Origin of the sequence: Caballeronia jiangsuensis (assembly GCF_046030135.1) — a bacterium.
Taxonomy (GTDB): domain Bacteria; phylum Pseudomonadota; class Gammaproteobacteria; order Burkholderiales; family Burkholderiaceae; genus Caballeronia; species Caballeronia jiangsuensis.
Genome location: NZ_JAQQDB010000009.1, coordinates 52,561 through 78,002, shown reverse-complemented (window position 1 = coordinate 78,002; position 25,442 = coordinate 52,561). Strand labels below are relative to the sequence as shown.

Sequence of the window (25,442 nt, the reverse complement as noted above, 5' to 3'; positions counted from 1 at the left end):
GCAGCCGCTAAACTGGCGGTCTTTCAGAAATCGAGACCGTTATGAAGTTACGCAAGCTCGCGCCCGTGCGCGCGGCGGCGTCTGTCGCGATGTCCTGGATGGGGGCGTTCGCGCTTTCTTGCGCCGCGCTCGTGCGCCACGCGTCGCGCGGTTTTTCGCAGGTCATGTCGTCGGTGCTTGCCGTGCTCGTCGCGTCGATCGCGCTCGCGACGCCTGCCGCCCACGCCGCTTCCGCGCTCACGCTGCCCACCTTTCAGGAACTGATCACGCCGGCCGCGCCCGCGTCCGCGCCGGATGCCGCGTCCGCGCCCGCCATGTCCGATGCCGACATGGTGCGCTCGCTCGACAACATCATCGCAACGCTCGACAGCGACAAGCAGCGCGCCGCGCTCATTTCGCAACTGAAGCATCTGCGCGACGCGAAACGCGCGGCCGACGCCACGGTTCCCGCATCCGGCGCGGCGGCGGCTTCCGCGACGACGGACGTAACCGCGAGCGGCACGGCCGCGGCAGGCGCGACGCCGACATCCGGCTCGACGGCATCGTCGGTGGTGGCGACCATCGCGCAGAACGCGGGGCTGCTCGGCGCGATCGCGTCGGCGCTCACCAATATCGAAGCGGACGTGAAGCGCGGCAAGACGCCGATCGCCTATTGGATCGGACGCTTCAACGCGGCCGGCAACGAGCTTTTCACGATCGTCACGAGCCAGAGCCGCGAGACGTTCGGCCGCACGCTCTTCAACTTCTTTGCGATGCTCGCTGGCTGGGCCGCGTGCGCGCTGACGCTCGTTTATCTGCAGCGGCGCGTGCAGGCGCGTTACGGCATCGACACCGGCCTGCACTCGAATCCGACGACGCGCGAACTGCTGCTCTTCACGCTGCGCCGCGTGGCGCCGTACCTGTTCGCGTTTCTCGCGGCGCTGACCTTTACGCATTACATGCCGCTGTCGCTCGGCCGCACGCTCGCGATGGTCACCGCGTACGCAATCGTCGCGGGCGCGGTGTTCTCGGCGATCTGTCTCATCATGTTCTCGCTGTTCGGTTCGGCGCACCGCCGCGTCGCGGTGAACCTGCTGATCATCCGCGCGCGGCGGCTCCTGTTCCTGATCGGCACGCTCGGCGCGCTCGGCGACGCCGCCGCCAATTACGACGTCGCGCAGCAACTGGGCACCAATCTCGCCGGCCTCATTTCGACCTGCGCGAACATGGGCGCGGCGGGCCTCACCGCGTATTTCGCGCTCGCGTTCCAGCGGCCCGTCGCGCATCTGATCCGAAGCCGGAGCTACGAGCAGCGCAACACGCGCAAGGCCGCGACCGAAACCTTCGAAGTGGTCGCGTCGCTGTGGCAACTGCCGCTCTTGCTGCTCGCGTCGGCGTCGGTGGTGGCGACGCTGATGGGCATCGGCACGTCGGAGAACGTGTTGCAGATGGCGATCGCGACGGCGGGCCTGCTCGTCATCGCGTTCTTTCTTTCCGCGATCATCGTGCGCATCACGCGGCCCAAGTCGCGCAAACCGCGCCGGCAATCGGCGTATGTGCGCAGACTCGTCAAGTTCGTCGGCACGATGATCGTGGTCGGCGTGTGGCTCGTGTTCCTCGAACTGTCGTCGCGGTTCTGGGGCTTTTCGCTCGCCCACATGGCCGAGGAGAGCGTCGCCGCGCGCGGCATCACGCACGCCGTCGCGATGATCGTGCTGACGTTCTTCGTCGTGTGGCTGATCTGGATTCTCATCGACACGGGCATTCAGGAGGCGCTCAGGCCGGACGCGGCGCGGCGCGGCGGACGCGGCCCGAGCATGCGCGCCCGCACGATGCTGCCGCTCGTGCGCAACGTCGTGTTCGTGTTCCTGCTGACGGTCGCGGCGATCGTCACCGCCGCGAATCTCGGCCTCAACGTGACGCCGCTGCTCGCGGGCGCGGGCGTGATCGGCCTTGCGGTCGGCTTCGGCGCGCAGTCGCTCGTCGCGGATCTGATCACGGGACTCTTCATCATCATCGAGGACACGATCTCGGTCGGCGATTCGATCGAGGTCGAGGGCGGTCACGCGGGCATCGTCGAAAGCCTGACGATTCGCACCGTGCGCCTGCGCGACGGTCAGGGCGCGATCCACGCCATTCCGTTCTCGCAGATCAAGACGGTCAAGAACCTGTCGCGCGATTTCGCCTATGCGGTGTTCGAGGTGCGCGTGCCGTTTTCGGCCGACGTCGATGAAGTCACGCAGATGATCCGCGAAGTCGGCGCCGAGCTGATGGACGATTTCCGCTATCGGCTGGAGATGCTGGGGCCGGTCGAAGTGTGGGGGCTGGACCGTTTCGATCCGAACTGGATGGTCGTGAAAGGGCAGATCAAGACGCGGCCGCTGCAGCAATGGAGCGTCGCGCGGGCGTTCAATCTGCGCATCAAGCGCAAGATGGACGAAGCCGGCATGGAGATTCCGGTGCCGCAGATGCACGTGCAGATGACGCGCGACGCGATGCTCGGCGCCGACGCCGCCGAAGGGCGCGAGCGCGCGCGGCGCATCTGGACGGGCGGGGCGCCGCCCGCGGTGGAAGAAGAGGCGACAGCCGCGGCGCGCGATGTGTCGCACGAGCCGCAGCCCGCGCCCCCGCCGACCGATCAGTCCGTGCCGATTCCGCCGCAGATTCCGACGGCGTCCGAGCCCGGAAAAGGCTGAGCCTGCTTCAGGCTGCGAGCAGATCGTTGACGTGCGTGGCGATCTGCTCGCCCGCGACGCCGTAGACGTGCAGCGACACGGCGCGCGCGGCGGCATCGGCGCAAAGGCCGAGCTGATGAATTGCGCCGCGTCCCGCGCCCACATACGACACCGCGCCCGGCGGGCGTGGATGACGCCGCGTTTCGATCGCGCGATGCTCCACTGCGTCCCAGCGATACAGCGTTTCCTCGAGCGTGCCTTCGATCACCGCATAGCCGCACCACGTCCGATGACCATGCACCGGGCTCGCCTGCCCCGGCGCCCAGACGAGCGCGGCGATTGCATAGCGGTTGAGCGGATCGGCGGCGAGCAGATGGCGGCAATAGGTCTGCGGATTGCCCGCGCGCTGATCGGGGCGCAGCACGGCCGGATCGGCGATCGCCCGTTGCAGCGCAAGTCGCACGCGCTGCCCGAACGCAGCCTGCGAACCCGTTTCGGCGGCCGCGAAAGCCGCATCGAGCTCGCGGCACAATTGGTCGAGCGCCGGGCTTATGCAGGCAGCGGATTCGGACGCCGGCGAAGCCGGAGGGAAGGGCCGCGCCGGGCGGCTGACATGTTCGAGTTGCATAGTGGATGAGCCGTCTTTTCGTTGTTACCTGATCCACTCATTTATACCGGCTTGCCTCCAGAATTAGTTTCCATATAATTTCGCTCGACCATCGAGAAATAGAATAATTTCCTATAAGGGGTGCAGCATGGGAATGGACCTCATCGACCGCAAACTGCTCGAATTGCTGCAGAACGACGTGACGATGCCCATCGCGGAACTCGCGCAACGAGTGAATTTGTCGCAGACGCCTTGCTGGAAGCGCGTGCAGCGTCTGAAAGAGACGGGCGTGATCCGCGCGCAGGTGGCGCTATGCGATCCGAAGAAACTGGGCGTCGGTACGACGGTATTCGTCGCGGTGCGCACGAATCAGCACACGCAGACGTGGGCCGAGGATTTCACGCGCGCGGTCCGCGATATTCCGGAAGTCGTCGAGGTGTATCGGATGAGCGGCGAAACCGACTATCTGCTGCGGGTCGTGGTGTCGGATATCGACGATTACGACCGCGTGTACAAGCAGCTCATTCGAGCGGTGCCTTTGTACGACGTGAGTTCCAGTTTCGCGATGGAGCAGATCAAGTATTCGACGGCGCTGCCTGTGCGGCCGACGCTTGCGCCTTGAGCGTTCGCGAGCGCATTAACTTAGGATGATGAAACAAAAAAGGCCGCCCGGGCGGGCGGCTCAACACGTCCGGTCACAGATCATCCCGGCACCTGCACCTGCCACCCGCGCCGGGATCGGACGCGCATCGAATCGCATTCAGTATCGTCGTCCGGACGGGCTTTCTTCAAGCGGCGCGGTGCAGTAGAGAATTTCGCGACCGGCGCGCGCGTATCGAAACGACATGAGTGCAAGTGCCGCGAATCGTCGCGCCCCGCAATCCAACTGAAACCCGATACGGGTACCATGTCGGGTCATTCCCGAAACGTCGCCACGAACCTTTTCATGAACCACGACCCCCGCGATTCTCGCCGCCCGGACGGTAAGCCGAAGAACCCGACCCGCGCGGTCAGCGTGTTCATCGTTGTCGTGGTGCTGCTCGTGATCGGCACGATCCTCTTCAACGCGATTCGCGAAAAGCGCGAGTTCGATCAGCAAAACGCGCAACCGTCCGCCGCGAGCGACGTGCGTCCCGCGGTCCCTGCGATCGGCGCATCGCAGTAGCGCCTAAGCGGCGTTCACACTGGCAGGCGAATCTGCGCGGCGTCCTTGCCGATGAGCGACGACGCCGTCAGCATCTGCTTGCATTGATGCGCGAGCAGCTTGAGATCGTGAAGCGCATCGGCGGACAGCGATTGCGCGCGCTCGGCATCGACGACCATTTTGTCCAGATCGCGCCGCAGCTCCTTGAGCGCGTCCGCTTGTGCGGGCGGCGCATCGGGCTTCGGCGCGGCGGGCAGTTCGCCCACGGCGTCGGCGAGGTTGTCGCGCACGATGCCGAAGGTGCGCTGCACCGGTTCGAACGGCTGGCCGCCCGCTTCGTTGAGCGACTGCAAAAGCGGCGCGGCAGCCGTGATCTGCGAGGCGAGCACATGGCTTTGCACGAGCAGATCGTTCAATTCAGCGACGTACCGTTGCTGCGCCTTCGGTTCGAGCATCATGCGCTGGAACGCCTGCGCGAGATTGGCGAAAGCGATATGCACGTTCTTGCGCGCGAGCCGGTAACGGAAGTCGCGGTCGAGCGCGGTGGCGGCGACCGTCGCCGCTGCGGACGCGCCCTTGCTCGCCGTGGCCGCCGTGCTTTCCCCGATACTCACCGACGACAAGCGTTGGGCAGTCGCGCTCGCGGCTTTCATTGCCGAATCGGCGACCACTGCCGGATCGAGCGGCGGCGTGGCGGTGTTCGGCTCGTTGGCCGCGACTGCCGTGATGGTCACCGTTTGCACGGGCGCCTCGACAACCGATGACGACGCCACCGCGCCCGCGTTGGCATCGGCGAACACCGCGCGCTCGACGGGCGTTTCCACCGCCGATGAAGAAGCCGCGCGCGCCTTTTCCGCCGGCGTGGCCGGCTTCGCACGCCACCACCAGCTTGCTTCCAGATAATTGCGTGTCGCGGCGAGCAGATCCTTCACGAGCTTGCCCATCAACCGGTATTCCCAATAGGGGAAAAGATGGCTCGCCGCGATGGCGATCGCGCAGCCGACCACGGTATCGATCGCGCGCTCGCCGATGAGCCGCAAGCTGCCGGGCGCGAGCAGGTGGAACATCAGCAGCACATACGACGAGGTGAACACGACGCTCGCCGCGTAGTTGAAGAGCAGGAGGCTATAGCTCATGACCATCGACGCGAACATCACGACGAGCAGGATATGCGGCTCCTTCACGAACAGAATCAGCGCGATGGTCACCGCGCAGCCGATCGCCGTGCCGATGATCCGCTGCGTGTTGCGCTGCTTCGTGAGCGAATAGCCGGGCTTCAGGATGATGACGGTCGTCATCACGATCCAGTACGCGTTCGTGAGCGGCAGCAGACGTCCGAGCCAGAAGCCGATGCCCACAGCGATCGTCACGCGCAGCGCGTGACGGAAGCTCGGCGAAGACATCGTGAGATTCGAAAAGATCTGCATGAACGGCACGCGCCGGCTCGATATGAAGCGCGACAACGCGTGATCGATCTGCACTTCGGTTTCGATCGCACTCGCGCCGTCGCGCGTGCGGCGGCGCATCTTGTCGATGAGGCGCGTCGCGCTCCAGAGCCGCCTGAACACCGCCGCCGCCGCCGTATACGCTTCCGGATTCTTCTCCGGCAGACCGTGCTTGCGCATCAGTTCGAGTTCGTATTCGATCGCGCGCAATTCGGCCTTCATGCTGATCTGCCGTCCGGCCGGATTGTTCTGCAGCACCGCGAGTCCGATTTCTTCGAGATCCGCGCTCGCCTTGCGCATCAGGTCGCGATAGAAGATGAGCACGTCCGAACCCGCGAACGTCTTTCTGACAAGCGGATAATCCGTATGCGCGCCGACGAAGAACTCGTGCAGATCCACCACGTTGATGAAAAGATTGAAGAGCCGTGCGCGCCGCGCGTCGAGCTTGCCGCTCTTCACTTTCGGCAGGTTGCGCAGCACGATGTCGCGCGCCGCTTCCTGCCGCTCGACGGCCGCGATCTGCTTTTCGATGAGCACGCGGTAGCACTCGTCGAGATCGGCGTCGCCGTCATAAAACTCGGCGCGCGCGAGCAGATACTCCGCGCAACTGAAAATGCTTTCGGCGAGCGCCTGCTGCTCGATGCGATACACGAGCAGGCGGGAGACGAGCGTCGCCCAGTAGGTGTACCAGAGGCCACCCAGCAGAATCCACGAAGCGTTGATGAGCGCCTGCATCGGCGTGAAATGCTCTTCGAGCGTGACGACCATCATGAAGAGCGTTGCGAAGCTGATCTGCGGCCAGCGATTGCCATACACGACGATCAGCGACAGCACGAAAGTCAGCGGCACGATGGTCAGCCAGAGCGCGATCGGATGCGCGGTCGCGATACCCGTCGCGAGCGCCGCGAGGAAGCCGATCGACGTGCAGGCGAGCATCTCGTTGTGCTTGTGCCTGAGCGGGCCGGGCATGTCGACGACGCATGCGCCGAGCGCGCCGGTCGCGATCGTGAAGCCGAGCTCGCGATTATGAAAGACGATGAGCATCAGGACGGCGGGCAGCGACACGCCCAAAGCGATGCGCAAGCCGCCGAAGAAATACTGGCTGTAAATAAACTTCCTGATTTCGAACGAATAGCGCATCGACTTCCTGTTTTGACGCTCGTTGATGTTCTGGGGACGAGGCGAGAAACGAGTCTAACCCAACTCTACCGGGCTTCTGACCTCGGCCATTCGGCCAGGTTCTCGTCACCGCGCCCGCTTTGCTATGCTGGCGCCTGGACTTACAAAGCTTTTCGAATCCCGCCATTTCAGGCCGCATAGCAACGGCGCTTCCATGCTCGAACTCTTTTATTCGAATCGTCACGAGACGCTCGCCGCTGCGCTTTTCGAGGACCTCGACGCGTTCGCGATGCGCGAGAGCGATCCCTTCGCGCGCGAAGCCGTCATCGTGCCGAGCGCGGCCGTGCGGCGGCGGCTCGAACTCGACATGGCCGAGCGCTTCGGCATCTGCGCGAACGTCGATTTTTGCTATCTCGCGCAGTGGCTCTGGGCGCAGATCGGGCGCGTGCTGCCCGTGGCCGTGCATTCGCCGTTCGCGCCGGACCGGCTTGCGTGGCGCTGCTACCGGCTGTTCGAAGACCCGTCGATCGGCGATTCGGCGCGGCTATCGACATATCTCGACGCCGCCGACGATTCGATGCGCTACGAGCTCGCGCGCCGCATCGCGACGGTCTTCGATCACTATCTGACATATCGGCCCGAGTGGCTCACGCACTGGCAGGCGGGCGGCTCGATTCTCGCGGGCAGTGGTGTCGAGACCGATGCGCGCGGCCCGCGTCTTGCGGGCGCGAACGATATCCAGCGCGAGGACGAGCGCTGGCAGGCGGCGCTGTGGCGCGCGCTGCTCGCGGACCTCGCACACGATGCAAACGGCGCCGAAAGAGATCCGACGCCGCCCGCGTACCGCTTTCTCGCCGATGCGCCCCGCCTCGATCTCGATGCCGTGATGCATGCGCAATGGCCGCGCCGCATCAGCGTGTTCGCCTTGCCGACGATGCCGCCGCTGCATATCGCGCTGTTGCGCGAGCTGTCGCGCTGGATCGACGTGCGCGTCTATGCGCAGAATCCTTGCCGCGAGTTCTGGTACGACATCGTGAGCGAGGCGCGCGTCGAGCAACTCGAACTGAAGGGCGAAGCCGACTATCAGGAAGTCGGCCATCCGCTGCTCGCGGAATGGGGCCGACAGACGCAGGCGCAACTGCACATGCTGCACGAGCTGACCGAAAGCGCGGCGTCGAGCGAGCGGCAACTCTTCGAGGACAATCCCGCGCCGACGTGGCTCGCGCGCGTGCAGAACGGCATCCTCGCGCTCGATGAAGAAAGTGTCGAGCCGCAGCCCGAAACGATCGTCGGGAACGGCATCGAAGTGCATGTCTGTCATAGCCTGTCGCGCCAGCTCGAAGTGCTGCACGATCGTCTGCTCGACTGGTTCGACGAGATCGAAGGCCTGGAGCCGTCGGACGTGCTCGTTGCGTTTCCGGATCTCGCGGTGGCGGGGCCGCTCATCGACGGCATCTTCGGCACCGCGCCCGCGGGCGCGAGCAACGAGCGGCGGCGCATTCCGTATCGCATCACGGGCCTGCCGCCGTCGCAGGCGAATCCGGTCGCACGCGCGCTCATCGACTGGCTCGCGCTCACCGAGCGCAGCGTCGGCGCGCCCGAACTCGTCGAATGGCTGCGCGTGGATGCGATCGCGGCGCGCTACGGCATCGACGCCATCGCGCTCGAAACCGCGCAGGCGTGGCTCGCCGCGGCGGGCGCGCGTCGCGGATTGCGGCCCGACGAAGTCACCGCCGCCGACGTGCCCGCCGCGCGCCACACGTTCGCCGACGCCCTCACGCGCCTCTATCTCGGTTACGCGCTGCCGGGTGGCGGCGCGCCTGTCGACGAATGGCTGCCGATCGAAGGCGCGAACGGCTCCGACGCCGAGTTGCTCGGCCGTCTGACGCGCTTCGTCGACGACATCGACGCGTTCGCCGAACGCATCGCCACGTCGCGCACCGCGCGCGCCTGGGGCGATCTGCTGCTCGACGCGCTGGAACGTTTCTTCGACGCGGGCGTCGCGTTCACCGACGCCATCGGCGACGTGCGCCGCGCGATCGATTCGCTCGTCATCGCGATGGACGAAGGCGCGGGCGAGACCGACGTATCGGCTGCCGTGATCCGCACCGCGCTCACCGATACGCTCGACGATCCAGCACGCGGCGGGGTGCCGTGGGGCGGCGTCACGTTCTCGTCGTTGACGAGCCTGCGCGGCCTGCCGTATCGCGTGGTGTGCCTGCTCGGCATGGACGACGGCATGCTGCCGAGCCTCACGCGCGCCGACGAGTTCGATCTGATGGCGCGTTTCGGCAAGCTCGGCGACCGTCAGCGCCGCGACGACGAGCGCAATCTGTTCCTCGATCTCATGCTCGCCGCGCGCGATCGGTTCATGATCGCGTACACGGGGCGCAGTATCCGCGACAACGCGGTGCTGCCGCCCGCCGCGCTCATCGACGAACTGCTCGACTATCTCGCGCAGTCCGTCGCGGGCAAACATGCCGCGCCCGACGAGCTCGAAGCGGCGCGCGCGCGTTTCGTGTTCGAGCATCCGTTGCAGCCGTATGCGCCGGAATATTTTCACGCGGACGGCAGGCTCTTCACCTACGAGCCCGAGCGCGCCGAACTCGCTCGCGCGCTGGAATCGGGCAAGTCGCAGTCCGTCGCGCGGTTTTTCTCCGCGCCCTTGCCGCCGGAGGAGGACGTCCAGACCGTCGGGTTCGACGACTTCGTGCGCTTCTGGCGCCATCCCGCGCGCGCGCTGTTGCGTGACCGCCTTGGCATTGCGCTCGTCGATGCCGAAGCCGAACTCGACGAAACCGAGCCGTTCGAACTGGGCTTCGCGGGCCGCGATGCGCTCGCCGCGCGCGTACTGCCCGCGCTGCTCGAAGCCGCCGACGACGGCGAGCGCGCCGCACGCGAACGCGCGAGACGCGTCGCGCGCGCGAGTCCGGAAATGCCCGGCGGCGCGACGGGCGGCGTGTGGCAGGCGCGCGAGCTTCACGCGCTCGGGCAACTGGCCGAACGCGTGCGCGCTTCGACATCGGCGGGTGTCGAGCGCCTGCCGTTCTCGCTTGATCTCAAGCCGCGCTGGCCCGACACCGCGGGCATCGCGCTCTTCGGCGCATATGACGACACGCTCATCGACGTTCGTCCGATGACGCTCGTCGGCACGCTCAACGCGCTGACGCCGCAAGGCCAGGTGATCTATCGCTACGATGCGCCGCGCGCGCGAGATTATCTGTCCGCGTGGCTCGCGCATCTCGCGTATTGCGCGGCGCTGCCCGATGGCCCGCGCCGCACGATCTGGCACGGGCGCGGGTCGCAATCGGCGGATTTCGAGCTGATGCCCGTCGCCGATCCGCTCGCGCATCTCGCCGCGCTGGCGTCGCTCTATCGCGCAGGACGGCGCATGCCGCTCAGGTTCTTTCCGAAGAGCGCATGGCTCAAGGTGAAAGAGGGTGACTCGAAAGCGCAGGCCGCGTGGGAGTCCGAACGCACGCGCGCCGAATCCGACGATCCGGTGTTTCGCATCGCGTTTCGCGGCGCGGACCTCGAGCTCGACGACACCTTCGCCGAGCTCGCGCGCATCGTGTTCGATCCGCTCGTACAACATCTGCGGAGCGGCGCATGACGAACCTCACGACATTCATGGATGACACCGGCGTGCAGGAACTCGACGTATTCTCCTGCGCGCTCGATGGCGTGAATCAGATCGAGGCTTCCGCCGGCACGGGCAAGACCTGGAACATCTGCGCGCTGTACGTGCGGCTGCTGCTCGAAAAGCGCCTGTCTGTCGAGCAGATTCTCGTCGTGACCTTCACGAAGGCGGCGACCGCCGAGTTGCACGAGCGCATCCGCTCGCGGCTCGCGGGCGTCGCGCATGCGATCGAAAATGGCGATGCGGCCGGCGATCCGTTCATCGAGCAGCTCTTCGAAACGACGCTCGCAGAGATCGACGCGGACGAGGCCGCGAAGCGCTTGCGCATCGCCGTGTCCACCTTCGATCAGGCCGCGATCCACACGATTCACGCGTTCTGCCAGCGCGCGCTGCAAGAGGCGCCGTTCGCCGCCGCGATGCCGTTCGCGTTCGAGATGGAAGCCGACGACAGCGCGCTGCGTTTCGAGCTCGCGGCGGATTTCTGGCGCGAGCGCGTGGAGCCGGTCGCGGCGCGCACGCCGTCGTTCGCGTCGTGGCTCGTCGCGAAGGGCGCGGGGCCGGCGTCGCTCGATGCGCAGCTCGCCCGGCGTCTGAAAAAGCCGCTCGCGGCGCTGCGCTTCGGCGATACGAATGCCGCCGAAGCGGCCGACATGCAGGCGCTGTTCGACCAGGCCTGCGCGTTGTGGAACGCCGAACGCGACGGCATCGCGAAGCTGCTCTGCGACGCCGAAGCCATCCTCAACAAGACGACGCACAAGCGCACGATCCTCGACGCGGCCATCGACGCGTGGGCTGACTACTTCGCCAATGCCGACTGTCACGCGCCGCCGCCGAAGGAGGCGCTCAAGCTCACCGCGACCGCGCTCGCGAAGGGCACCAAGGGCAAGAACACGCCGCCCGCGCACGCGTTTTTCGATCAGGCCGATGCGCTCGCCGCGTCCGCCGCCGCAGCCGAGGCGTCGCAGCGCGCGATGTGGCTCGACATCGTGCGCGAGTGGCTCGATCACGCGCCCGCGGAACTCGCCGCGAGAAAGCGCGCGCGCCGCGTCGTATCGTTCGACGATCTGCTGTCGAACCTGCATCACGCGCTCGTCAGGCACGCGTGGCTCGCCGAGGCGTTGCGCGCGCGCTATCCGGCGGCGCTCATCGACGAATTCCAGGACACCGATCCCCTGCAATACGCGATCTTCAACCGCGTGTTCGCGCCGCACGGGCCGCTCTTTCTCGTCGGCGATCCGAAGCAGGCGATCTACAGCTTTCGCGCCGCCGATCTGCACACGTATCTCGCGGCGCGCGAGGGCGCGAGCGCGCGCTATACGCTCGCGGTCAATCAGCGCTCGACGCCGCAGATCATCGAGGCGTGCAATCGCGTGTTTGAAGCGAATCCGGCGGCGTTCATTCTCGATGGTCTCGACTATCAGCCGGTGCGCGCCGGCACTCGCAAACGCGGGCCGTTCGTCGACGGCACGCCAGCCGCGGCCTATGCCGATATCGCCGATTTCTGCGTGTGGATGCTGCCGCACGGCGAGTCGGCGCTCCTGAAAACCACCGCGCAGCGCGATGCCGCCGAAGCCTGCGCCGCCGAGATCGCGCGGCTCTTGCGCGGCGCGCAGCGCGGCGAGGTGACCATCGGCCGCGCGCCGCTTTCGGCGGGCGATATCGCCGTGCTCGTGCAGACGCACCGGCAGGGCAGTCTCGTGAAGCGCGTGCTCGCGGCGTGGGGCATCGGCAGCGTCGAGCTCGCGCAGGCGTCGGTGTTCGGCTCGCCCGACGCCGAGCAGATCGAGCGCGTGCTCGCCGCCATTGACACGCCGGGCGATTTGCGCCGTTTGCGCGCGGCGCTCGCGACCGACTGGTTCGGCCTCGACGCCGCCGCGCTCTGGCGGCTGGAGCACGCGGACGCGGCCGATCCGCACGGCGAGCCGATCGATTCGACGAGCTGGGTCGAGCGCTTCTCGCGTTATCGCACGATCTGGCATGAGCGCGGCTTCGCGGTGATGTGGCGCACGCTCGCGCGCGAATTGTCGATCGCGACGCGTCTCGTCGCACGGCCCGACGGCGAGCGCAGGCTCACCAACGTGAATCATCTGGCGGAGCTGCTGCAGGCGCGTTCGGCCGAACAGCCCGGCATCGCGCCGACGCTGCGCTGGCTCGCAGCGCAACGCGAGCAGCAAGGCGGCGGCGAGGAAGCGCAATTGCGCCTCGAATCGGACCGCAATCTCGTGCAGATCGTGACCGTTCACAAGTCGAAGGGACTGGAATACGCGGTCGTGTTCTGTCCGTTCCTGAACGACGGCGCGTCGCGCGAGCGGTCGAAATCGGGCTTGCCCGACGCGCGCGAGTATCACGACGACGCGGGCGAAGCCGTGCTCCATTACGGCATCGAAGGCGATGAAGACGATCACGTAAGCGCGGCGATCGCGCGTGAGCAGGCGGCCGAGCGCGCGCGTCTCGTCTACGTCGCGTTGACGCGTGCGGTGTTCCGCTGCTATGTCGTGGCGGGTTTCTATGTGTCGAACCGATCGACGAAGGAATCGCGTCGCAGCGTGCTCAACTGGCTCGTCGCGGGCAGCGGGAAAGATTTCGATGCGTTCTGCGACGGGCCGCCCGAGGAAGCGGATATCGTCGCGGCGTGGAATGCGGTCGCGGCGCGCTCGGACGGCGCGATCGGCGTCGCGCCGCTGCCTGTGATCGAGATGCGCGAACCACTCGTCGCGGATGCGACGGATCAACACGAGATCGCCGCGCGCGTGAATCAGCGCATTCTGCGCGATCGCTGGCGCATGGCGAGTTTCAGCTCGCTGATCGCGGCTGGTGCGCGCGACGAGGCGAATCAGGCGCAGCCAGCCGAAGCGCGTCCCGATCACGACGAACTCGCCGCGCTCGATGACGCCGCACGAACAGCGCCATCCGCGCGCGACGAATCGCAACTCGCTCCCGACGACATACTCGCGTTCCCGCGCGGCGCGGCGGCGGGCGAGTGCCTGCATCGCATGTTCGAGCTCGCGGATTTCACCGAGCCGTCCGGCTGGCCCGCGGCCGTCGAGCGCGCGCTGCACGAGCATCCGACGCCCGCGCCGGACGCGCTCGCCCCGCGCCTGCGGCCGATGATGCTGCGTCTGCTCGCCGATACGGTCGCCGCCGAGATCGCGCCCGCCATGCGGCTTCAGACTATCGCGATGACGCGTCGCATGAACGAGCTGGAGTTTCTGTTTCCGGCGCATGCGCTCGATTTCACCGCGATGCGGCGTTTGCTCGCCGCGCACGGCTTTCCCGACGTCGCCCTCGAAAACGGCGCGTTGCGCGGGTTCATCAAGGGATTCATCGACATGATCGTCGAGCATGAAGGCCGCTACTGGATCATCGACTGGAAGTCGAATCATCTGGGCGATGCCGCTTCCGACTACGCCGCCGCGCCGCTCGCCGTGGCGATGGCGGAACATGCATATCACCTTCAGGCGCTCATCTATGTGGTGGCGCTGCATCGTTACCTGCGCGCGCGCCTGTCGGACTATGTGTACGACAAGCATATCGGCGGATATCTGTATCTGTTCGTGCGCGGCGTTCGTCCCGACTGGCGAGATGGCGAATCCGCAAGCGGCGTGCATCGCGGACGGCCGTCGCTGGAACTGGTCGAGGCGCTCGATCGATTGATGTCGGGAGGCGTCGCATGAGCACGCTCGATTTGATGGAAGCGGCGCGCCCCGTGCCCGCGCCCGCGGACGAAAGCGCGGCGCTCGCCGAAGGCTTCGCGCGGCGTCTGAGCGCGCTCGCCGCGCGGCTGGGCGCTTACGAGCGAAGCGTGCTGTGGGCCGAGCGCGCCGCGCTCGCGATGAGCCGCGCGACCGCGCAAGGGCACGTGTGCCTGCCGCTCGGCGCGCTCGCCCGGCGTCACGACGCGCACTTCAATGAAGCGCGCGACGCGCTGCTCGCAAGCGGCGTCGTGTGCCTCGCGCGCAGTAACGCTCGCGGCAACGCCGCTGATCTTTTGCCGCTCGTCATCGACGAAGATGGGCGGCTTTATCTCGCGCGTTACTTCGACTACGAGCGGCGGCTCGCGGAGGCGCTCGTCGAACGCTCGCGCGATGCGCGCGTGCCGGTCTCGCGGGAGGACATCGCGCAGCAGGCCGGGCGCATCGCGCGTTACTTCGGTCCGCGCGAGGGCGATGACATCGACTGGCAGCGTGTTGCCGCACTGGTCGCGCTGGCGGGGAGGCTTACGATCGTGAGCGGCGGCCCGGGCACCGGCAAAACGACGACGGTGGTCGGCGTGCTCGCGTGCCTGCTCGATACCGATCCGGATGTGCGCATCGCGCTCGCCGCGCCGACCGGCAAGGCCGCGCAACGCATGCAGGAGGCGCTCATCGAGCGCGCGGACAAGCTGCCGCCGGAACTCGCGGAGCGCCTGCCGCGCACGTCGTTCACCTTGCAGCGGCTGCTCGGCGTGCAGTCGGACGGGCGCTTCCGGCATCATCGCGACAATCCCTTGCCGTATGACGTGATCGTCGTCGATGAAGCTTCGATGATCGACGTCGCGCTCGCGGCGCATCTGCTCGAAGCGGTCGCGCCGGCGAGCCGTCTCGTGATGCTCGGCGACAAGGATCAGTTGTCGGCCGTGGAAGCCGGCGCGGTGTTCGCGGAACTGAGCGCGCAGCCGTCGTTCAGTGTATCGGGCAAGGCGCGCATCGCGGCGGCGCTCTCGATCGATGCGAAGCGGCTCGAAGCCGCGTTGCCGCACGCCCGCACGCCAAAGAGCGAGCCGCAACTGGGACTCTTCGACATCGCGCCCGCCGACGATTCCGAAGGCTACGGCGCGCTCTTCGATACGCTGCCCGATGACTGGAGCGGGCGAAGCAAGGAAGGCGAAGGCGCGCTGACCGATTGCGTCGTGTGGCTGCAGAAGAATTATCGGTTCGGGCTCGACTCGGACATCGGCCGTCTGTCGATCGCGATCCGCAACGGCGACGAACAGGCCGCGCTCGATGCGCTCGATCCATCCGGCGCGCGCGCGGCCGTGCTCTTCGACGACGGCGACGCGGCGCTGTCCGAGCGCACGCTCGCGCGCCTCGCCAAAGGCTTCGCGCCGTATGCCGAAGCGCTGTCGGCTGTGCTCGACGGCACGCAGGCCGATCACGCCCGGCTCTTCGACGCGCTCAATCGCTTCCGTGTGCTGTGCGCGACGCGCAAAGGACCGCGCGGCGTCGATGAAGTGAACGCGCGCATCGCCGCGAAAGTGCGCGAGCAGGCGGGCATCGCGCTTGCCCTCGGTGCACAGTGGTTCGCGGGACGGCCGGTGATCGTCACGCGCAACGACTACGCGCTCGGGCTGTTCAACGGCGATATCGGGATTGCGCTGCCGGGCGTGGACGGATCGCTGCGCGTCGCGTTCCGCATGGCCGATGGTGCGCTGCGCTACGTGTCGCCCGCCGCGCTGCCGCCGCACGACACCGCGTTCGCGCTGACGGTGCACAAGTCGCAGGGATCGGAATTCGAGCACGCGGCGCTTGTGTTGCCCGGCGCGTTCGTGCGCGTGCTGTCGCGCGAACTCGTGTACACGGCGATCACGCGGGCGAAGCGCAGGGTGGAGGTCATCGGCTCGGCGGCGATTTTCGCGCAGGCCGTGAGGGAACCGACGCGGCGAGATTCCGGACTTGCGGCGAGAATACGGCGTCTCACATGAGTGCAGGACAAGAAGGAGCCGACCGATGACGATGACCGACAGCCTCGCCGTGCCGCCGAATGAAATCGAGCTGACGGCCGTGCGCGCGCAAGGCGCGGGCGGTCAGAACGTCAACAAGGTGTCGAGCGCGATCCATCTGCGTTTCGACATCCGCGCGTCGTCGCTGCCGGAGCACATCAAGGATCGCCTGCTCGCGCTCACCGACAGCCGCGTCACGCGCGAGGGCGTGATCGTCATCAAGGCGCAGGAGCATCGCACGCAGGACATGAATCGCGCGGCGGCGCTGGCGCGGCTGGATGAGCTCATTCGGAGTGTCGCCGTCACGCGGCGCAAGCGGATCGCGACGAAGCCGACGCGCGCATCGCAACGGCGTCGCGTGGAGGGGAAGGTGAAGCGCGGTGCGATCAAGGCGGGAAGGGGGCCGGTGCGGGGGGATTGAGTTGGGCAGCCTTGTTGCGGCTTCGGGGGCGCATCGATGCGTGGGGCGCGAAAGTATGACTTCAGGACATCGCGGCCGATCATCGAAGCAGCGAGATCTGGATAGATCAGTGCGTGATGCGCCGAGGCCAGGTCATGCGTGTCCTTCCAGTGGTCGAACAGCCGACGACCGTGTAGATAAGCGTCTTTTATCTCGCATTCCAGATTAGCGGAGGAAGCTGTGCCGGAGCAGTTCGGTGCTGAACCAATTCGCTTGAATCACAAGCTTGTCAGAATGCGCGAGTCTCTTGTCGGCGATCTCAGCCGAGGGCCAAGGGCGGCTGGCAAGCATGGCCAACGTGCGTGTGACCGCGGGCCTGAGCGAGCTGCTTTCTTTGGTTACTTTCTTTGCAGCAGCAAAGAAAGTGACTGCCGCCCCGCACAGGGGCAATGCTAATAGACCGACACGAATACAAGTTCTCCGAAACCTCAAGGCGCAAGCTTACGCCGCCCAACAAACGGCACACGCTTCACGGCACCGGTAGCAAGCGCAGTCCCCGCAAGCACGATCCCACACCCCGCGATCATCGCAACCGACACATGTTCGCCGAGAAACACCGCGCCCCAAAGAATGCCGAAGAGCGGAATGACGAAGGTGACGGTCATCGCGCGGGCGGGCCCCGCGACCGCGACCAGATGGAAATAGATGAAGTACGCGATGCCCGTGCAGCCGATGCCGAGCGCGAGCACCGCGCCCCACGCATGCGCTGAAACCGGCACGGCGGGCCAGGTGAAAAACGCAATCGGCGCGAGCGTGAGAGTCGCGCCGATCATGCTGCCGGCGGCGTTGGTCATCGCGTCGACGTCCATCAGATACTTCTTCGCGAAGTTGCCCGCGACGCCGTACAGCGCCGAAGCCGCGAGCGCCGCAGCCGCCGCCAGCATGCCCTGCACCGGCAGCGCCGCATCATGGCCGCCGTGATCCGGTGCGATCTGATTCCACACCAGCACGAGCACGCCCGCGAAGCCGATCGCCATGCCGATCGAGCGTGCCGTCGTCAGGCGGTCCCTGAGCCACAGGAAGGCGACGAGCGCGCCGAAGAGCGGCGTCGTCGCGTTGATGACGGACGTCGCGCCGGCCGAAAGCGTCAGTTCGGCATACGCGAAAAGACAGAACGGTGCCGCGGAGTTGAGAATGCCGACGGCGAGCAACTGTAGCCAGCGCGTGCGCAGCGTCTTGACGGTGGCGGCGAACGGGCGGCGCGCAAGCAGCATCGCGATCAGAAACACCGCGCCGATGCCCACGCGCAAGGCCATCAGCGGCGCGACGCCGAACTCGGCCACGCCGACGCGGATAAAGAGAAACGATGCGCCCCACAGGGCGGCGAGCACGATCAGTTGCAGCAGATTGGCGGGTGACATGGCGAGGCGGACTTCGGGATGCTGATTGAAAGTCCGCGCATGTTAGCACCGCGCCCGTACCGATAAAACGCCCGCCGAACGAAAGCGCAAGAAGCGGGAGAAACGCGCCGGGTTTTCAGTGCGGCGGAATCATCCACGTCAGAACGTTCTGCTGCAGCCACACGAGCACGCCGAGCACGATCGTGAGCAGGATCGAATGTTTGAAGGTGCGCACGAACACGACACCTTCCTTCCCTTTGAGCTCGGTCGTCGCCACGCCGGTCGAGATGTTCTGCGGCGAGATCATCTTGCCCATCACGCCGCCCGACGAGTTGGTCGCCGCCATCAGCACCGGATTCAGGTTCAGCTGATTCGCCGCGACCACCTGCAGATTGCCGAAGAGCGCGTTACCCGACGTGTCGCTGCCGGAGAGGAACACGGCCACCCAGCCGAGGAACGCGGACACGAGCGGGAAGAACGGCCCGACCGACGCCACGCCCAGACCCAGCGTGTAGTTCATGCCCGAATAGTTCATCAGATACGCAAGACCGACGATCGTCGCGACCGTCAGAATCGCGATGCGCGTCTGCACCCACGTGTCCGCGATCGCCGCGCCGTACTCGCGCGCGGGCAGCTTCACGAGCAGCGCCGTGATGATCGACGCCACCAGGATCGCGGTGCCGGTCGCGAGCGGCTGGAAGTCCCAGATCGCGCCGTACGGCTGGTTATAGAGCGTAATGTAAACAGCCTTGTCGAGACCTGGCCACGGCACCTTGACGTCGCCGATCAGGAAAATCTTGAGCACCGTCCACACGATCACCACCACCGACACGACGATCCACGGCACCCAGCCGTGGCCGCCCGAGAGCGTCGCGCCCGTGTTGCCGAGGCGCTCGACGTTCACGGCGAAGCGCTCGTCGGCGACGGGCTTCCACACGCGCAGGAACGCGATCGTCAGAATCAGCGAGACGAGCGACGAAAGCACGTCGGTCAGCGCATAGCTGATGTAGTTCGACGTCACGAACTGCGTGAGCGCGAACGCGCCGCCGGAGACGAGCAGCACGGGCCACACGCGCATCATGTTGCGAAAGCCCGCGTAAATGCCGATCACGTAAAACGGCAGGAAGAACGCGAAGAACGGCAACTGGCGGCCGACCATTTTCGCGAGCGCATCGGTCGGCAGGTGTGTGACCGCGCCGAGCACGGTGATCGGCACGCCGAGCGCGCCGAAGGCGACCGGCGCCGTGTTGAAGATCAGTGTGAAGGTAAGCGCTTCGAGCGTCGGGAAACCGAGCAGGATCAAGAGCGAACTCGTGATCGCGATCGGCGTGCCGAAACCCGAGATCCCTTCGAGGAGCGCGCCGAACGAGAAGCCGATCACGACGAGCACGATGCGCCGGTCGTTCGGGAGGTTATCGACCATCCACAGGCGGAACGCCTCGAAACGCCCCGAGCGTTGCGCGACGTTGTAGAGCAGGATCGCGGCGAAGACGATCCACATGACCGGCCACAGCGCGAACACGGCGCCGGCCGCGACCGAATCGAGCGCGAGCGCGACCGGGAAATGCCAGCCCGCCACGGCGATGACGAGCGCGAGAATCAAGCCCGCGAGCGATGCCTGCCACGCGGGGCGGCGCGCCCAGCCCAGCAGCACGAGCACGAGGATGATCGGCAGCGCGGCGACGATGAACGATGCGAACAGGGAATTGGCGATCGGGGTGAGTAGCTGGTGGAACATCGGGTCTCCTTCTCTTTGTCATGAGCCGAAGCGGCGCGAAGCGAAGCCGCGATGCGCGTGGAGTTCGATGTTTAGCAGGAGCCGGCCGCGGGCTTAAGCAAACGCATAACGCGCACACTAAGAATAGGGCGCGAACGGCCTGCGTCAAGGCGTGAATGCCCGCCCATTGCGGCATCGGCGTGACGGGACGCGCGCTTGCGGGCGCGTCGTCGATGCGGGAGTTGCGCGGAAGTGGAGAGCGTCAGCCTTTGGCGACCGCGTCCGGCGCGCGTTCGTCATGGCGGACAGATGGCGTCTGGCGGAACACCCACACGGTCAAAAGGCCGAGCGAGGCGAGCATCCACAGCAGGAAAAACATAAAGGCCATCATGTCCGATCCCCCGATACGGAAAGTGCGCCAGCGATGCGCGCGAGGTTTGCTACCTGGGTCGCCGTTGCGACGTGTCGAATAGGGGAGCTATGTAGCCAGAACTGTGCCAATCGTCTGGCGAATTGTGTCGAAGCCTTGTCGGATAAGGAAAGTGTCTCAGCGCACAGTTGCGTAATGTGTGCGTAAGTGCGCGAGTCGATCAGAAAATGTTGCAGCTTTGTTACGCAGGCGTGCGCCGGACGGCTTTTCTGTGTCATCCGACGCGATCGCGACACGGCGCTCAGTGTCCGTGGCCGCCGCCCCCGCCACCGTGCCAGCTGCTGCCGCCACCGTGCCAGCCGCCTCCGCCGCCGTGCCATCCGCCGTTGCCGTGCCAGCCGCCGCCGTGCCATCCGTGACCCCAGCAGCAACCGCCGCCGCCCCAGTAGCCGAAGCCGATCGAGACCGCCGGATAGCCGTAGCCATATCCATAGCCGTAATACGCCGGATATCCCGCATACGGATAGTACGGATACGGATAAGGGTACGGATAGGTCTGGTAGTAGTCGGAATAGGGCGAGCCGACGGCGTACTCGTACTGCGGCGGCAGCGTGGCAGGCGAGGCCGCTACCGCCGCTCCCGATGCGGGAACGACGAACTCACGCTGCGCGTAGGTCGCACTCGTGACGGGATAGGGTGGATAAGCCGGATACCCGTAAGGGTAATAGCACCCGCTGAGAAGCAGCCCGGCGGCGAGCGCGGCGGCGGCCGTTCTGGGTCCGGGAATAAAGGCGGAAATCATGATGCTGCTCCTTGCGCTACGGCTTGCCGGACTCTTCTCGATGAAAATCGAACGGTCCGTTAGAAACAGCTTAGACGAACGATGGCGCGCAAGCGTCCGATGTCATGTGACAAAGCATTACCAAAGCGCCTTTCTGTAACAAACATGAAACAGCGAATCGGTTTGACGCGGCGAAGCGCAACGCTTCGCCGCCTAAAACGGCCACCTCCTTACTTGCCGACCTGATTGCCGATGACGCCGCCGACCGCAGCGCCGCCCAACGTCGAAAGTGCGCTGCCGCCGATCACCGCTCCGCCGGCCGCGCCCACGCCTGCGCCGATCGCGGTATCCCGTTGACGCGTGGTCATGTCGCTGCAAGCGGTCAATCCTCCCAGAAACGCGATGACCATTGCAGCGGCGCCGATCTGTTTGATGTTTTTCATGTCGACTCTCCAATTCGATGATGAGATGAATCGGCTCCGGTTCACACGCGGCTACGCGAGCCGCGCAGTGACCGTTTTCGGCGTCGACCAACAAGGGCCGCCATGTTTTCGCCGGTTCGTTCGCTTTTTCAGCAGGAAAAGTGCCCGAATCGTCAGATTGATCGCTCATTCAGACGCGACAAGGCTTTGCGCCCGATTCCGATAAAAAAACGGCCTGCCGCACGCGCTGTGCGACAGGCCGTTGTCAGCCAAAAACAAGCATCAAGTCGGCTGGTAGATTTCCGAGCCCTTCTTGACGAACTCGATCGCCTTCGTCTCCATGCCCTTCGCGAGCGCTTCGTTTTCGCTCACGCCTTGCTTCGCGGCGAAATCGCGGACGTCCTGCGTGATTTTCATCGAGCAGAAATGCGGGCCGCACATCGAGCAGAAGTGCGCGACCTTGGCCGAATCCTTCGGCAGGGTTTCGTCGTGGAATTCGCGCGCCTTGTCGGGATCGAGGCCGAGGTTGAACTGGTCCTCCCAGCGGAACTCGAAGCGCGCTTTCGACAACGCGTTGTCGCGAACCTGCGCGCCCGGATGACCCTTCGCCAGATCCGCCGCGTGCGCCGCCAGCTTGTAGGTGATGATGCCTACCTTGACGTCGTCCTTGTTCGGCAGGCCGAGGTGCTCCTTCGGCGTGACGTAGCAGAGCATCGCGGTGCCGAACCAGCCGATCATCGCGGCGCCGATGCCCGACGTGATGTGGTCGTAGCCCGGCGCGATGTCCGTCGTGAGCGGCCCGAGCGTGTAGAACGGCGCTTCGTCGCACCATTCCAGTTGCAGGTCCATGTTCTCCTTGATGAGCTGCATCGGCACGTGGCCGGGGCCTTCGATCATCACCTGCACGTCGTGCTTCCACGCGATCTGCGTGAGTTCGCCTAGCGTCTTGAGTTCGCCGAGCTGCGCTTCGTCGTTGGCGTCGTAGATGGAGCCGGGGCGCAGACCATCGCCGAGCGAGAACGAGACATCGTATTGCTTCATGATTTCGCAGATGTCTTCGAAGTGCTCGTAGATGAAGCTTTCCTTGTGATGCGCGAGGCACCACTTCGCCATGATCGAGCCGCCGCGCGACACGATGCCGGTCATGCGATTGGCGGTCAGCGGCACGTATTGCAGGCGCACGCCCGCGTGAATCGTGAAGTAATCGACACCCTGTTCCGCCTGCTCGATGAGCGTGTCGCGGAAGATTTCCCACGTCAGGTCCTCGGCCTTGCCGTTGACCTTTTCGAGCGCCTGATAGATCGGCACCGTGCCGATCGGCACCGGCGAATTGCGGATGATCCACTCGCGCGTTTCGTGGATGTGCTTGCCCGTCGAGAGATCCATGACCGTGTCGCCGCCCCAGCGGATCGCCCAGGTCATCTTGTCGACTTCCTCGCCGATGGAGGAGGTCACCGCCGAATTGCCGATGTTCGCGTTGATCTTCACGAGGAAGTTGCGGCCGATGATCATCGGCTCGCTTTCCGGGTGATTGATGTTCGCGGGGATGATCGCGCGGCCGCGCGCCACTTCTTCGCGCACGAACTCGGGCGTGATTTCCTTTGCCGCGTCCTTGCCGAACGCCGCCGCGCCGAAGGCCTGGCCCGGATGCTGGCGACCCATCATCGCGGCGAGCTTTTCGCCATTCGGGCCGCTCTGCTTCAGGCTTTCGAGATATTCGGCGCGCCGCTGGTTTTCGCGGATCGCGATGTACTCCATCTCGGGCGTGATGATGCCTTGCCGCGCGTAGTGCATTTGCGAGACGTTCTTCCCGGCCAGCGCGCGGCGCGGATGACGATGCAGGTCGGGGAAGCGCAGTTCGGCCGTCTTCGGATCGGCGGCACGCTCGCGGCCGAATTCGCTCGACAGTCCGTCGAGCTGTTCGGTGTCGCCTCGTGCTTCAATCCATTGCGCGCGCACGGCGGGCAGACCCGCGCGGATGTCGATGTTCGCGTCGGGATCGGTGTACGGACCGGATGTGTCGTACACGTACACCGGCGGGTTCTTCTCTGCCCCGAAGCCGTCGGGGGTGTCCGATTGGGTGATTTCGCGCATCGGCACGCGGATGTCGGGCGTCGAGCCGGTTACGTAGACCTTGCGCGAGTTCGGCAGCGGCGCGATGGCGGCGGCATCGACGACGGCATTCTCGGACAGGAACTTCGGGTTGGCATTCATGTGCTGTCTCTCCTGTAGGGATGGTTTATTGCCGAAGCACGACGACGCACACACGAACGCAGTCGAGCTCGGCTGATTCAGGAGCTAAACAGGGAGGAACGAGATGGAAAGGTACGGGTCCGGAAGAAGTGGCTGGATGCTGCAAACCATGGAACCCGAACGCTTCCCTGCGCTGGCATTATCCAGATCAGGTTCAAAGGGTATTTCTCACCCACGCCACACGAAGCGATTTCGTCGATAAAACCGATCGAGATCGCGATGTGCAACGCAGGACCCCCGCGTTAGCAGCCGACACGTTACACCGCGGCGTGGCGTCTTGGCAACCATTCGTAAAGTTGTGCAAACGCGTTCCGTGCTTACTGCATAATGTCGGGCTCCGCGGATTATCGGGGTTTTCCCGAGGATCGCGCGGTCTCTCCTCGCGCAATCGCACTTCTTTCGTCCCGTCATGCCGTTCAGTCTGGTAGTCGCCGCAGCGTATTTCCCTGTTCCTTTTGCAGTTATCCGGCGCGCAGCCGTCGCGGAGTAATGCATGTCCGCTTTGCCGCCGCCGCGTCTGCCGTTCAGTTTCCCCGACCGTTTTCCGTTTCGCGCGCCGCGCTCGTTCAAAGGGCAGGTCGCGCTTGCGCTGGCCGTCGTTTATCTCGTGTGGGGCTCGACGTATCTCGGGATTCATTTGTCGCTCGAGTCGTTTCCGCCGCTCATGCTCGGCGGTTTGCGCAACCTGTGCGCTGGTGTCGGGCTCTTCGTGATCGCCGTGCATCGCAAGGCGGTGTGGCCCAGCGCGCGGGAAGTGCGCAATGCGGCGATCGTCGGCACATTGCTGGAGGGTTTGTCGAGCGGGATGATGGCCTACGGCATGCGCACGGTGGGAACCGGCACGGCTGCGGTGATGGTGGCCACCGTGCCGCTCTTCGCGACGATCTTCACCGCGTTGAGCGGGCGCGGGGTCGCCAGGGGTGAATGGTTCGCGGTGGCGCTGGGTCTCATCGGCATCGTGCTGCTGAATCACGGCGATCCTTCTCCTAGTTCGACCGTCGGCACATTGGCGATTCTGTGCGCCGCGATTTTTTGGGCGGGCGGCGCGCATCTGGCGACGCGTCTGCCGCAGCCTTCGGATCTGCTGATGTCGACGGCTTTGCAAATCGGGCTCGGCGGATTGATCGCGACGGGTATCGCGCTGGCGGCGGGCGAGCGGGTGACGCATATGAGCGTCGGCGCGGGATTTTCGTTTATTTATCTCGTGGTGATCGGATCAATGGCGGCGTATGTCGCGTATAACTTTTTGATTCGGAATACGAGCACGATTGTCGCGACGAGTTGTCTTTATGTGAATCCGGTCGTTGCGGTATTGCTGGGGGCGTTGCTGCTCGGGGAAATCATCACGCAATGGACTGTTATCGCGACGGTCGTGATTTTGCTTTCGGTCGGGCTTTCGTTCTGGTTTGATTATCGGCGGCGGGGATTGGCTTAAGCGCTGGTTGTGAATTGACGCGAAACGGCTTTCGCGCCTGAAGCCGGCAGAGTGAAACGACCTGTCTTCGCACTTGCCCTGGCATTTCAATCCGAGTGTCACGGGATTTGGTAACACGCGGGAAAATGCCCGGTTCTTGGAAGAAGTCGCGCAGACGGTCAGCGAGATGTCGGGCAAGTCGACTATTCACGCGAATGGCGGCGAACAGGACATCTTCATCAAGGTCATGGAGCGTCATGGAAGAGCCAGTGACGACGAACTGGTCGACGGCACAACGCTAAACACGCCTTCCGATTTCAGCCCCTTTCTCAGCGACGCAAAGAGTTGACGGCCTAACTCACTGTGATTTGTCAAAAA

The 25,442-nt window shown here is 65.3% G+C and carries 16 protein-coding genes and 1 riboswitch; of the genes, 9 read left to right on the top strand and 7 right to left on the bottom strand.

All coding sequences use genetic code 11. From position 1 onward, the window contains the following. The first annotated feature begins 41 nt into the window (after positions 1 to 41). The gene (locus PQR08_RS11750) at positions 42 to 2,675 is read left to right on the top strand and encodes a mechanosensitive ion channel family protein (protein ID WP_250483369.1); all 2,634 of its coding nucleotides are present in this window, start codon (positions 42 to 44) and stop codon (positions 2,673 to 2,675) included. A gap of 7 nt (positions 2,676 to 2,682) precedes the next feature. On the opposite strand, the gene PQR08_RS11745 is transcribed toward PQR08_RS11750, so the two are convergent. Then, entirely contained in the window at positions 2,683 to 3,282 is a 600-nt protein-coding gene (locus tag PQR08_RS11745; protein WP_250483370.1) for a cysteine dioxygenase family protein, read from the bottom strand. 127 nt (positions 3,283 to 3,409) lie between these two features. Between PQR08_RS11745 and PQR08_RS11740 the strand changes: the two genes are divergently transcribed. Next, positions 3,410 to 3,883 (top strand): Lrp/AsnC family transcriptional regulator, encoded by a 474-nt coding sequence (locus tag PQR08_RS11740; protein ID WP_014190921.1) that lies wholly within the window; start codon positions 3,410 to 3,412, stop codon positions 3,881 to 3,883. A gap of 324 nt (positions 3,884 to 4,207) precedes the next feature. After that, positions 4,208 to 4,426, top strand: coding sequence for a hypothetical protein (locus PQR08_RS11735; RefSeq protein WP_035510494.1), 219 nt, complete (start codon positions 4,208 to 4,210; stop codon positions 4,424 to 4,426). Between the two features lie 14 nt (positions 4,427 to 4,440). Here the strand turns inward: PQR08_RS11735 and PQR08_RS11730 are convergent, their stop codons facing one another. After that, positions 4,441 to 6,990 carry an FUSC family membrane protein gene (locus PQR08_RS11730; protein WP_250483371.1) on the bottom strand — a complete coding sequence of 850 codons (2,550 nt, stop codon included), beginning with the start codon at positions 6,988 to 6,990 and terminating at the stop codon, positions 4,441 to 4,443. Positions 6,991 to 7,183: 193 nt separating this feature from the next. Between PQR08_RS11730 and recC the strand changes: the two genes are divergently transcribed. From recC to arfB, 4 genes are read left to right on the top strand one after another with little or no spacing between them, the layout of a single operon-like run. Further along, the gene (recC, locus tag PQR08_RS11725) at positions 7,184 to 10,582 is read left to right on the top strand and encodes an exodeoxyribonuclease V subunit gamma (protein ID WP_250483372.1); all 3,399 of its coding nucleotides are present in this window, start codon (positions 7,184 to 7,186) and stop codon (positions 10,580 to 10,582) included. Next, the gene (recB, locus tag PQR08_RS11720) at positions 10,579 to 14,283 is read left to right on the top strand and encodes an exodeoxyribonuclease V subunit beta (RefSeq protein ID WP_250483373.1); all 3,705 of its coding nucleotides are present in this window, start codon (positions 10,579 to 10,581) and stop codon (positions 14,281 to 14,283) included. Before recC ends, recB begins: the two co-directional genes overlap by 4 nt. Further along, entirely contained in the window at positions 14,280 to 16,289 is a 2,010-nt protein-coding gene (locus PQR08_RS11715) for an AAA family ATPase (protein ID WP_250483374.1), read from the top strand. The genes recB and PQR08_RS11715 overlap by 4 nt, the downstream gene beginning before the upstream one ends. 25 nt (positions 16,290 to 16,314) lie before the next feature. After that, a complete protein-coding gene (gene arfB / locus PQR08_RS11710) occupies positions 16,315 to 16,728 on the top strand; it encodes an alternative ribosome rescue aminoacyl-tRNA hydrolase ArfB (RefSeq protein WP_238210258.1) in 414 nt (137 codons plus the stop codon). 467 nt (positions 16,729 to 17,195) lie between these two features. Here the strand turns inward: arfB and PQR08_RS11705 are convergent, their stop codons facing one another. From PQR08_RS11705 to thiC, 5 genes are all read right to left on the bottom strand, one after another. Further along, on the bottom strand, positions 17,196 to 18,128 hold the full coding sequence (locus tag PQR08_RS11705) for a DMT family transporter (protein ID WP_250483375.1): 933 nt from the start codon (positions 18,126 to 18,128) through the stop codon (positions 17,196 to 17,198). 115 nt (positions 18,129 to 18,243) lie between these two features. Beyond that, on the bottom strand, positions 18,244 to 19,845 hold the full coding sequence (locus tag PQR08_RS11700; RefSeq protein ID WP_187608971.1) for an L-lactate permease: 1,602 nt from the start codon (positions 19,843 to 19,845) through the stop codon (positions 18,244 to 18,246). A 650-nt stretch (positions 19,846 to 20,495) separates the two neighbouring features. Continuing rightward, positions 20,496 to 20,996, bottom strand: coding sequence for a hypothetical protein (locus PQR08_RS11695; RefSeq protein WP_250483376.1), 501 nt, complete (start codon positions 20,994 to 20,996; stop codon positions 20,496 to 20,498). A 209-nt stretch (positions 20,997 to 21,205) separates the two neighbouring features. Continuing rightward, positions 21,206 to 21,385 (bottom strand): YMGG-like glycine zipper-containing protein, encoded by a 180-nt coding sequence (locus PQR08_RS11690; RefSeq protein ID WP_371881107.1) that lies wholly within the window; start codon positions 21,383 to 21,385, stop codon positions 21,206 to 21,208. Between the two features lie 294 nt (positions 21,386 to 21,679). Beyond that, positions 21,680 to 23,611 (bottom strand): phosphomethylpyrimidine synthase ThiC, encoded by a 1,932-nt coding sequence (thiC, locus tag PQR08_RS11685; protein WP_238210264.1) that lies wholly within the window; start codon positions 23,609 to 23,611, stop codon positions 21,680 to 21,682. A gap of 146 nt (positions 23,612 to 23,757) precedes the next feature. Beyond that, positions 23,758 to 23,899, bottom strand: a riboswitch (TPP riboswitch). A 244-nt stretch (positions 23,900 to 24,143) separates the two neighbouring features. Here thiC and PQR08_RS11680 point away from each other — a divergent pair. Beyond that, complete coding sequence (locus tag PQR08_RS11680) at positions 24,144 to 25,085, top strand: EamA family transporter (protein WP_238210265.1); 942 nt, start codon at positions 24,144 to 24,146, stop codon at positions 25,083 to 25,085. A gap of 73 nt (positions 25,086 to 25,158) precedes the next feature. Beyond that, a complete protein-coding gene (locus PQR08_RS11675) occupies positions 25,159 to 25,413 on the top strand; it encodes a hypothetical protein (protein ID WP_408161307.1) in 255 nt (84 codons plus the stop codon). The last annotated feature ends 29 nt before the right edge of the window (positions 25,414 to 25,442 follow it).

Coding starts and splice junctions, on each gene's coding strand:
- PQR08_RS11750 (WP_250483369.1), top strand. CDS start 42: ATGAAGTTACGCAAGCTCGCGCCCGTGCGCGCGGCGGCGTCTGTCGCG.
- PQR08_RS11745 (WP_250483370.1), bottom strand. CDS start 3,282: ATGCAACTCGAACATGTCAGCCGCCCGGCGCGGCCCTTCCCTCCGGCT.
- PQR08_RS11740 (WP_014190921.1), top strand. CDS start 3,410: ATGGGAATGGACCTCATCGACCGCAAACTGCTCGAATTGCTGCAGAAC.
- PQR08_RS11735 (WP_035510494.1), top strand. CDS start 4,208: ATGAACCACGACCCCCGCGATTCTCGCCGCCCGGACGGTAAGCCGAAG.
- PQR08_RS11730 (WP_250483371.1), bottom strand. CDS start 6,990: ATGCGCTATTCGTTCGAAATCAGGAAGTTTATTTACAGCCAGTATTTC.
- recC (WP_250483372.1), top strand. CDS start 7,184: ATGCTCGAACTCTTTTATTCGAATCGTCACGAGACGCTCGCCGCTGCG.
- recB (WP_250483373.1), top strand. CDS start 10,579: ATGACGAACCTCACGACATTCATGGATGACACCGGCGTGCAGGAACTC.
- PQR08_RS11715 (WP_250483374.1), top strand. CDS start 14,280: ATGAGCACGCTCGATTTGATGGAAGCGGCGCGCCCCGTGCCCGCGCCC.
- arfB (WP_238210258.1), top strand. CDS start 16,315: ATGACGATGACCGACAGCCTCGCCGTGCCGCCGAATGAAATCGAGCTG.
- PQR08_RS11705 (WP_250483375.1), bottom strand. CDS start 18,128: ATGTCACCCGCCAATCTGCTGCAACTGATCGTGCTCGCCGCCCTGTGG.
- PQR08_RS11700 (WP_187608971.1), bottom strand. CDS start 19,845: ATGTTCCACCAGCTACTCACCCCGATCGCCAATTCCCTGTTCGCATCG.
- PQR08_RS11695 (WP_250483376.1), bottom strand. CDS start 20,996: ATGATTTCCGCCTTTATTCCCGGACCCAGAACGGCCGCCGCCGCGCTC.
- PQR08_RS11690 (WP_371881107.1), bottom strand. CDS start 21,385: ATGGTCATCGCGTTTCTGGGAGGATTGACCGCTTGCAGCGACATGACC.
- thiC (WP_238210264.1), bottom strand. CDS start 23,611: ATGAATGCCAACCCGAAGTTCCTGTCCGAGAATGCCGTCGTCGATGCC.
- PQR08_RS11680 (WP_238210265.1), top strand. CDS start 24,144: ATGTCCGCTTTGCCGCCGCCGCGTCTGCCGTTCAGTTTCCCCGACCGT.